This is a genomic window from Bradyrhizobium sp. (assembly GCF_019244115.1).
GTDB lineage: Bacteria > Pseudomonadota > Alphaproteobacteria > Rhizobiales > Xanthobacteraceae > Bradyrhizobium.
The window spans coordinates 1-6707 of record NZ_JAFATE010000547.1; the positions used below are offsets into that span (position 1 = coordinate 1).

A 6707-nucleotide genomic window follows, 5' to 3' on the forward strand; every position below is an offset into this window, starting at 1 on the left:
GAAATCCTCGATCGGTTTTTCGCGCATCTTGGCCGCGACCTTCAACGGATCGTCGGTGCCGGTGTCCTTGATCGCCTGAAGATAATGCATGACGGACGAATAGACACCGGCCTGCCACATCGTCGGCATGCGGTTCATCTTGGCGAAGTAGCGTTTGGACCATTCGCGGGTCTTGTCGTCCAGGTCCCAGTAAAACGACGTCGTGAGCAACAGGCCCTGCGCCGCCGGCAGCCCCAGCGAATGGATATCGGTGATCAGCGCCAGCAGCGCCGCCATCTGCTGGCCGCCCTTGAAGATGCCGAACTCGGCGCCGGTCTTGATCTCGTTCATGTTGTTGGGGGGGCCCGCGGCGATGCCGATGATCTTGGCTTTCGAGGCCTGCGCCTGCAGCACGAAGGAGGACAGGTCGGGCGTCGCCAAAGGCGGCCGCACCGAGCCGAGCACCTTGCCGCCATTGGCAGTGATCACGGCGGAGGCGTCGCGTTCCAGCGAATGGCCGAAGGCATAGTCGTCGGTGATGAAGAACCAGCTGTCGCCGCCGCGCTTGACCACCGCCTGCGCGGTGCCGACCGCCAGCGCATGGGTGTCGAATACCCACTGGATCGCATAGGGCGAACAGAACTTGCCGTGGAAATCGGCGGTGCCGGTGGAATGGGTGATGAACAGCTTCTTCTTCTCGTTGGCGATGTTCTGGACCGCGAGCCCGACCGCCGAGACCGGCACGTCGACGATCAGATCGACCTGCTCGACATCGTACCAGCGCCGCGCAATCCCGCTTCCGACGTCGGGTTTGAGCTGATGGTCGCCGACGATCACGCCGATCGGCTTGCCGAGCACGGTGCCGCCGAAATCGTCCACCGCCATCTGTGCGGCCGTCACCGAGCCCTGACCGGTCGGCGTCGAGGCCGGGCCGTTCATGTCGGTCAGCACGCCGATCTTGACCACGTCGTCGGAGACTTGCGCCAACGCCGCTGTCGACGCCAGCATCGCGGCCGCGATCGCTCCAAGCAAGGGCAGGGGTCTGGCGAACATCAGGTCTCCTCCGTGTCAGGTCTGGCGTGTCGGCCGTTCGTTTCTTGTTGCCGGCGCTCTTCAAGGGCCGGACGGATTGGTTTCTTTTGCAACTATTCTCCGCCTCCCGTCAACGCATCGCTGCATAGATGGACTCGCGCCGGACGTGGTTGTCCGGTGCGGTGCCGATCGGGTACACAGGTAAAGCGATCGGCCCATTGCGCGATGGCAGATCGATGCCTACGACGCGTGGACCGTGCCGCTGGCGGCCTAATTTTCGGATCGCGGCAGCTCAGCCAGCTTGCGTTCCAGCCATCGCCGCTCGGCTGCCGGAGGATCGAGCTGCAATGCCCTGGCATAGGCGGTGGCTGCCTCGGTGAGGCTGCCGGCGCGCCGCAACAAGTCCGCGCGCACGGCATGATAGGGCAGAAACTCCTCCAGGCCCGGAAGATCGAGACGCGACAATTCGACGAGCGCAGCATCCGGGCCTTCGATCTCTGCAACCGCGACGGCCCGGTTGATGCGGACGATCGGATCGTCTCGGGTGAGCAGAAGCCGGTCATAGACACGCAGCACCTCGAGCCAAGGGGCGGGATCGGCGAGCGAGTGCCGCGCACACCAGACCTGCTGCAGCTGCGCCTGCAGCGTGCGAGGCTCCGAGGGCGCGATCCTGATGGCGTCGGCCAGCAGGCGGTTCGCGTCGTCGATGAGGTCGCGGCGCCAGAGCGCCGGGTCCTGCGCCGACAGCGGAACAAGGAATCCCTCCGCGTCCAGTCGCGCCGGACGCCGCGCTTCGGCGTAGCGGACCTGGGCGGCCAGCGCCGCCACGGCTGCATCATCGGGAATGAGGTGAGTGAGTATTTTTGTCAAATGCAAAACCTCCGCGGCGAACCCGGCATGTGCGCCACTGCCGGCCGCGTCCTCATGGGCTCTTGCATAGGCGATTTCCAGCGTCGACAGCACCGCGTCGAGCCGTTCAGGCCAGGCTTCGGGGGACGGCAATTCGAACGGCACGCCGGCGTCGGCGATCTTCCGCTTGGCGCGGACGAGCCGCTGGGCCAGGGTTGCTTCCTGAAGCAGAAAGGCGCGGGCGATCTCGGTGACGGACAAGCCGCACACCAGTTTCAACGTGAGCGCGGCGCGCGCCTCAGTCGCAACGGCGGGGTGGCAACAGATGAAAATGAGGCGCAGCCGCTCGTCGGGAAGAATGCACGCATCGTTCAGCAGGAGCTCTTCGGGGCTCGGGTCGAGGCTGGCCTCCTCGGTCACGGGTTGCTGCTTGCGGTCGCGACGGATCGAGTCGAGGACGACGCGCTCGGCGACGCGATAGAGCCACGCGGCTGGATCATCCGGCACGCCGGCCGCAGGCCATGTCCGGACCGCGCGCAGGCAGCTCTCCGAAAAGGCATCCTCCGCCCGCGCCAGATCACGGAAGCGGGCGGCGAGCGCCGCGATGATGCGGCCGCTCGCCGCCCGAAACACCCTTTCGAGGGCCACTCCGTTCATTGGCCGAGCAACGGCCGAATCTCGATCGCGCCGTCCTGCAGGATCGGAACCTTCTTCGCGACCTCGATTGCCTCATCAAGATTGGCAACGTCGATCAGGTAAAAGCCGCCGAGTTGCTCCCTCGCCTCGGCAAACGGCCCGTCATGGACCGTCTTGCGATTGCCGGCGGTTCGAACGGTGGTCGTGGCGGCCGTACTCTTGAGCCCGGCCCCGCCAATCCGCTTCGGCCCCAATTCTCCGGCGAACGCCATGTGCTTGCCGACGATCTCTTCGATCTTGGGGCCGGCTTTCTCCGTCCCGTAAAAGGCTTCGTTCTCATAGATGAGGAGTGCGTATTTCATGCTGTTTCCCTTGCTGTGCGCTACGCCATCGGCGGCGTATCGGGCCTGAGACGCGCCCATGTTTGCAAAATCGACAGCGGGTTGGAAATTTTTTCAGGCCGCGAAGCGGATCTGCCCGGCAGGGGCCGGATCGTAACCGGTCAGTTCGGCGGCCCGCTGCGCCAGCCGCTTGTCGGGCAGAAACGCGATCATCGCCTGCATCGACGGCCGGAAAAAGCTGCGCTGCCGGGTCAGGAGATCGAAATTCTCCCACACCAGCGGCACGAAATCGAGGCCGGCGGACCTCGCCGCGGCACGGGTCGCGATCCCGCAATCGGCATTGCCGGCGCGGATCGCAGCGGCGAGATCCGGACCGGTGAGGCAGGGCGGATCGAGCCGGCGCAGGTCTTTGGGGCTCGCACCCGCACGCGCCAACAGCGACTCCAGCAGCATCTGTGCGCCGGCTCCGGCCTGGCGGACAGCTATTCTGGCGCCGGACGTGAGCACGTCCGAGAGGCTTTTCACGCGCTTCGGATTGCCCGGCGCAAGCAGAAGGCCTTGTTCGCGCCTCGTCATGCCGATCAGCACCGCGTCGTGCAGCCCTGGCATGGATCGGACCGCAGCGACGTTGCAGTCGCCGGGCCCAGTACCGGAGAGAGCCTCACCGTGGAAGTGGATCGCGGTCGCGATCACCTCGCCGCGCAGCAGGCGATCGACGCCGCGCATCGTGCCCTCGTTGAGCGAGGCGAGGCCGGAGCCGGACTCGCGCAAACTCCATTCCAACAGGTCATCCTGGCTTCCGCCGACGATCGGCGGCGGTTCGGCGGCGAGCATGCCGTTCGGCCGCGCCAGGCCCGACAGCACCCAGAGGTCCAGTTCATGGCGCGGGAACAGCCACTTGCCCGTCACCTTGCTGCAGGGAATAGCGCCCGAGGTGACGAGCTCATAGAGCTTGCGTTCGCCAAGCCGCAGGTATTCGGCAGCCTCGCTGGTGGTTAGAAATTCCATCCTGCATTTCTATGCATATTTCTGCGCCGGCTCAACAGATTGACAAGGTACGGAATTTTTGCGGAACAGGCCCGGCAGGAGCGGGCCCATGGCAGATGACTCGAGCGCTTGGCAGCTGATTCTAGCCGGTGATCCGGTACTTCTGTCAATTGTACGTGTGTCGCTCGCCGTCAGCCTGTCGGCGCTCGCGCTGGCTTCCCTCGTGGGCCTGCCTCTTGGCGCCATGCTGGCGCTGCTGCGGTTTCCGGGGCGCGGCATTCTCGTGGTGCTCTTGAACGCACTGATGGGCTTGCCGCCCGTGGTGGTCGGGCTTGCGGTCTATCTGCTGTTGTCGCGATCGGGGCCGCTCGGCGCCTTCGGCCTCTTGTTTACGCCGACGGCAATGGTGATCGCGCAGACCATCATCATCATCCCGATCATCGCGGCTCCAACCCGCCAGTCCGTCGAAGACTTTTGGCATGAATATCGCGACGAACTCACCGCGATGGGCGTTGGTCCGATCGGCCGCATGATGACCTTGCTGTGGGATGCGCGCATCAGCCTGTTCACCGCTGTGCTCGCGGGTTTTGGGCGCGCGGCGGCCGAAGTCGGCGCGGTCATGATCGTCGGCGGCAACATCGAGGGCTTTACCCGCACCATGACGACCGCCGTGGTGCTCGAAACCTCCAAGGGCAACCTGCCGCTGGCGATGGGGCTCGGCATCATTTTGGTGGCGCTGGTGATCGCGATCAATGCGGTGGTCTGGACCACCCGCACGTGGTCGGAACGGCAGGCGGGCTGACCGTGCGCGCGCCCGTCACCGATCTTCCGCTCGTTCTCGATCAAGTCTCGCTCGATGCCGGCGGAGCCAAGATTCTCGATCGGGCGTCGCTGACGATCACGGCGGGGGCGCCAACCCTGATCGTTGGTCCGAACGGCGCAGGCAAGACCAGCCTGCTGCGGCTCTGCATGGGCCTATTGTCTCCGTCGGCCGGCGCCGTCACCTGGGGCGGACGCGACGACCGTGCGCCGGTCCGCCGTGCGATCGTCTTTCAGCGTCCCGTCATGTTACGGCGGCGCGCGTCTGCAAATGTTGCGTACGCGCTGGCGCATGCCGGGGTGCCTCGCCATGCGCGTGCAGCGCGGGTATCCGAACTGCTCGATCGCGTCGGTCTTGCCGAGTTGAGCGAACGGCCGGCGCGGCGCCTGTCGGGCGGCGAGCAGCAGCGGCTGGCGCTAGCGCGGGCGCTCGCCCGCGATCCAGAGATCCTGCTGCTCGACGAGCCCACGGCCAACCTCGATACGGCGGCGACCCGCAGCGTCGAGGAGATCGTGCTGCGCGCCGCGCAAGGCGGCATCAAGATCGTGATGGCCTCGCACGACCTCGGCCAGGTGCGGCGCCTCGCCGGCGACGTCGTGTTCATGCTGCGCGGCAGCGTGCGCGAGCAGGGCGGGGCAGCGGAATTTCTCGACCATCCGTCGACGTTGGAAGCGAGAAACTTTCTGCGCGGCGATCTCGTCTTTTGAAGAAGGATAATGTCATGGTGTCGCGTTTGCGAAGGTTTGTGCTGATCGCGCTGTGCGGCCTCACGCTCACCCTTTCCCCGGCGTTTTCAGCGGATCGATCGATCGTGGTGGCATCGACCACCTCGACCGAGGATTCCGGATTGTTCGGCTACCTGCTGCCGCTGTTCACGGCGAAAACCGGCATCGCGGTGAAGGTGATCGCGCAAGGCACCGGCCAGGCGCTCGACACCGCGCGGCGCGGCGATGCCGACGTGGTGTTCGTTCACGCCAAGGCGCAGGAAGAGAAATTCTTAGCCGAAGGTTTTGGCGTGAAGCGTTTTGACGTGATGTACAACGACTTTGTGCTGATCGGGCCGAAGGCCGATCCCGCTGGCATCAAGGGCAAGGACATCGAGACCGCGCTGAAGGCGATTAAGGCCAGGGAGGCGCCATTCATTTCGCGCGGCGACCGCTCCGGCACGCACACGGCCGAGCTTGCGCTGTGGAGACAGGCCGGGATCGACATCGAGGCGGGGAAAGGTCCCTGGTACCGCGCGATCGGGCAGGGCATGGGAGCCGCGCTGAACACCGCGAGCGCACTCCAAGCCTATGTGCTGTCCGACCGCGGCACCTGGATCTCGTTCAAGAATCGCGGCGATCTCGACGTCCTGGTCGAGGGCGACAAGCGGCTGTTCAACCAGTACGGCGTGATGCTGGTGAATCCCGAGAAGCATCCGACCGTGAAGAAGGACGACGGCCAGGCGTTTGTGAACTGGCTGATTTCGCCAGAAGGCCAGGCGGCAATCGCGGGCTACAAGATCGACGGCCAGCAACTGTTCTTCCCCGATGCGCACAAGAAGGGCAGTTGAAGCGCTGCTCTTCTTCGGGCGTTTTCAACGATGTTCCCCCGTCGTCATGGCCGGGCTTGTCCCGGCCATCCACGTCTTTGCTCATCGAAAGGCCGAAGACGTGGATGCCCGCGACAAGCGCGGGCATGACGAGCCAGGGGCAACGGCGGACCGCCTAATTCGCGACCGAAACTGCCGGCGAGTGCGGTTGCCAAGCCGCTACGGCCGCGCCGCCTCGTGCTCGCCGCGCGCCGCCTCAAAGACCTCGCGCGCGGCGTCGGTATTCATGATTGCGATGGCGATGCCGACCATGAGGTCCGGCCAGGCCGATCGCCAGAGATAAGCGGTCACAAGCCCGGCCAGGATGATCGCGATGTTGGCGAGCACGTCGTTGCGCGCGGAGAGAAAGGCCGCTTTCGTCAGGCTGCCGCTGTGATCCCTGAAGCGTGCGAGGATCAGGGCGCAGGTTAGATTGACCGCGAGCGCGCCGATCCCGGTCAACGTGAGGCGGAACGGTTCGGGCGCGACA

8 protein-coding genes are annotated in these 6707 nt (G+C 65.4%); 3 read left to right on the forward strand and 5 right to left on the reverse strand.

All coding sequences use genetic code 11. From position 1 onward, the window contains the following. The 4 genes from JOZ76_RS24075 to JOZ76_RS24090 all read right to left on the reverse strand — a co-directional run. Positions 1 to 1032: ABC transporter substrate-binding protein (locus tag JOZ76_RS24075; RefSeq protein WP_291702636.1), on the reverse strand; the 1032-nt coding region annotated here is incomplete at its 3' end. Between the two features lie 249 nt (positions 1033 to 1281). Beyond that, positions 1282 to 2517 (reverse strand): RNA polymerase sigma factor, encoded by a 1236-nt coding sequence (locus JOZ76_RS24080; RefSeq protein ID WP_291702638.1) that lies wholly within the window; start codon positions 2515 to 2517, stop codon positions 1282 to 1284. Next, positions 2514 to 2858: a YciI family protein gene (locus JOZ76_RS24085; RefSeq protein ID WP_291702641.1), complete on the reverse strand. Its 345-nt coding sequence runs from the start codon at positions 2856 to 2858 to the stop codon at positions 2514 to 2516. The genes JOZ76_RS24080 and JOZ76_RS24085 overlap by 4 nt, the downstream gene beginning before the upstream one ends. A gap of 93 nt (positions 2859 to 2951) precedes the next feature. Beyond that, the gene (locus JOZ76_RS24090; protein ID WP_291702643.1) at positions 2952 to 3845 is read right to left on the reverse strand and encodes a helix-turn-helix transcriptional regulator; all 894 of its coding nucleotides are present in this window, start codon (positions 3843 to 3845) and stop codon (positions 2952 to 2954) included. Positions 3846 to 3933: 88 nt separating this feature from the next. On the opposite strand from JOZ76_RS24090, the gene JOZ76_RS24095 reads away from it, so the two are divergent. The 3 genes from JOZ76_RS24095 to JOZ76_RS24105 are packed head-to-tail and all read left to right on the forward strand — an operon-like array spanning position 3934 to position 6199. Continuing rightward, positions 3934 to 4626, forward strand: a complete 693-nt coding sequence (locus JOZ76_RS24095; protein WP_291702649.1) for an ABC transporter permease — start codon at positions 3934 to 3936, stop codon at positions 4624 to 4626. A gap of 2 nt (positions 4627 to 4628) precedes the next feature. Beyond that, positions 4629 to 5351 (forward strand): energy-coupling factor ABC transporter ATP-binding protein, encoded by a 723-nt coding sequence (locus tag JOZ76_RS24100; protein WP_291702655.1) that lies wholly within the window; start codon positions 4629 to 4631, stop codon positions 5349 to 5351. 14 nt (positions 5352 to 5365) lie between these two features. Further along, complete coding sequence (locus JOZ76_RS24105) at positions 5366 to 6199, forward strand: substrate-binding domain-containing protein (RefSeq protein ID WP_291702651.1); 834 nt, start codon at positions 5366 to 5368, stop codon at positions 6197 to 6199. A gap of 198 nt (positions 6200 to 6397) precedes the next feature. On the opposite strand, the gene JOZ76_RS24110 is transcribed toward JOZ76_RS24105, so the two are convergent. Next, the coding region (locus tag JOZ76_RS24110) for a cation transporter (protein ID WP_291702653.1) at positions 6398 to 6707 on the reverse strand (310 nt) is incomplete at its 5' end.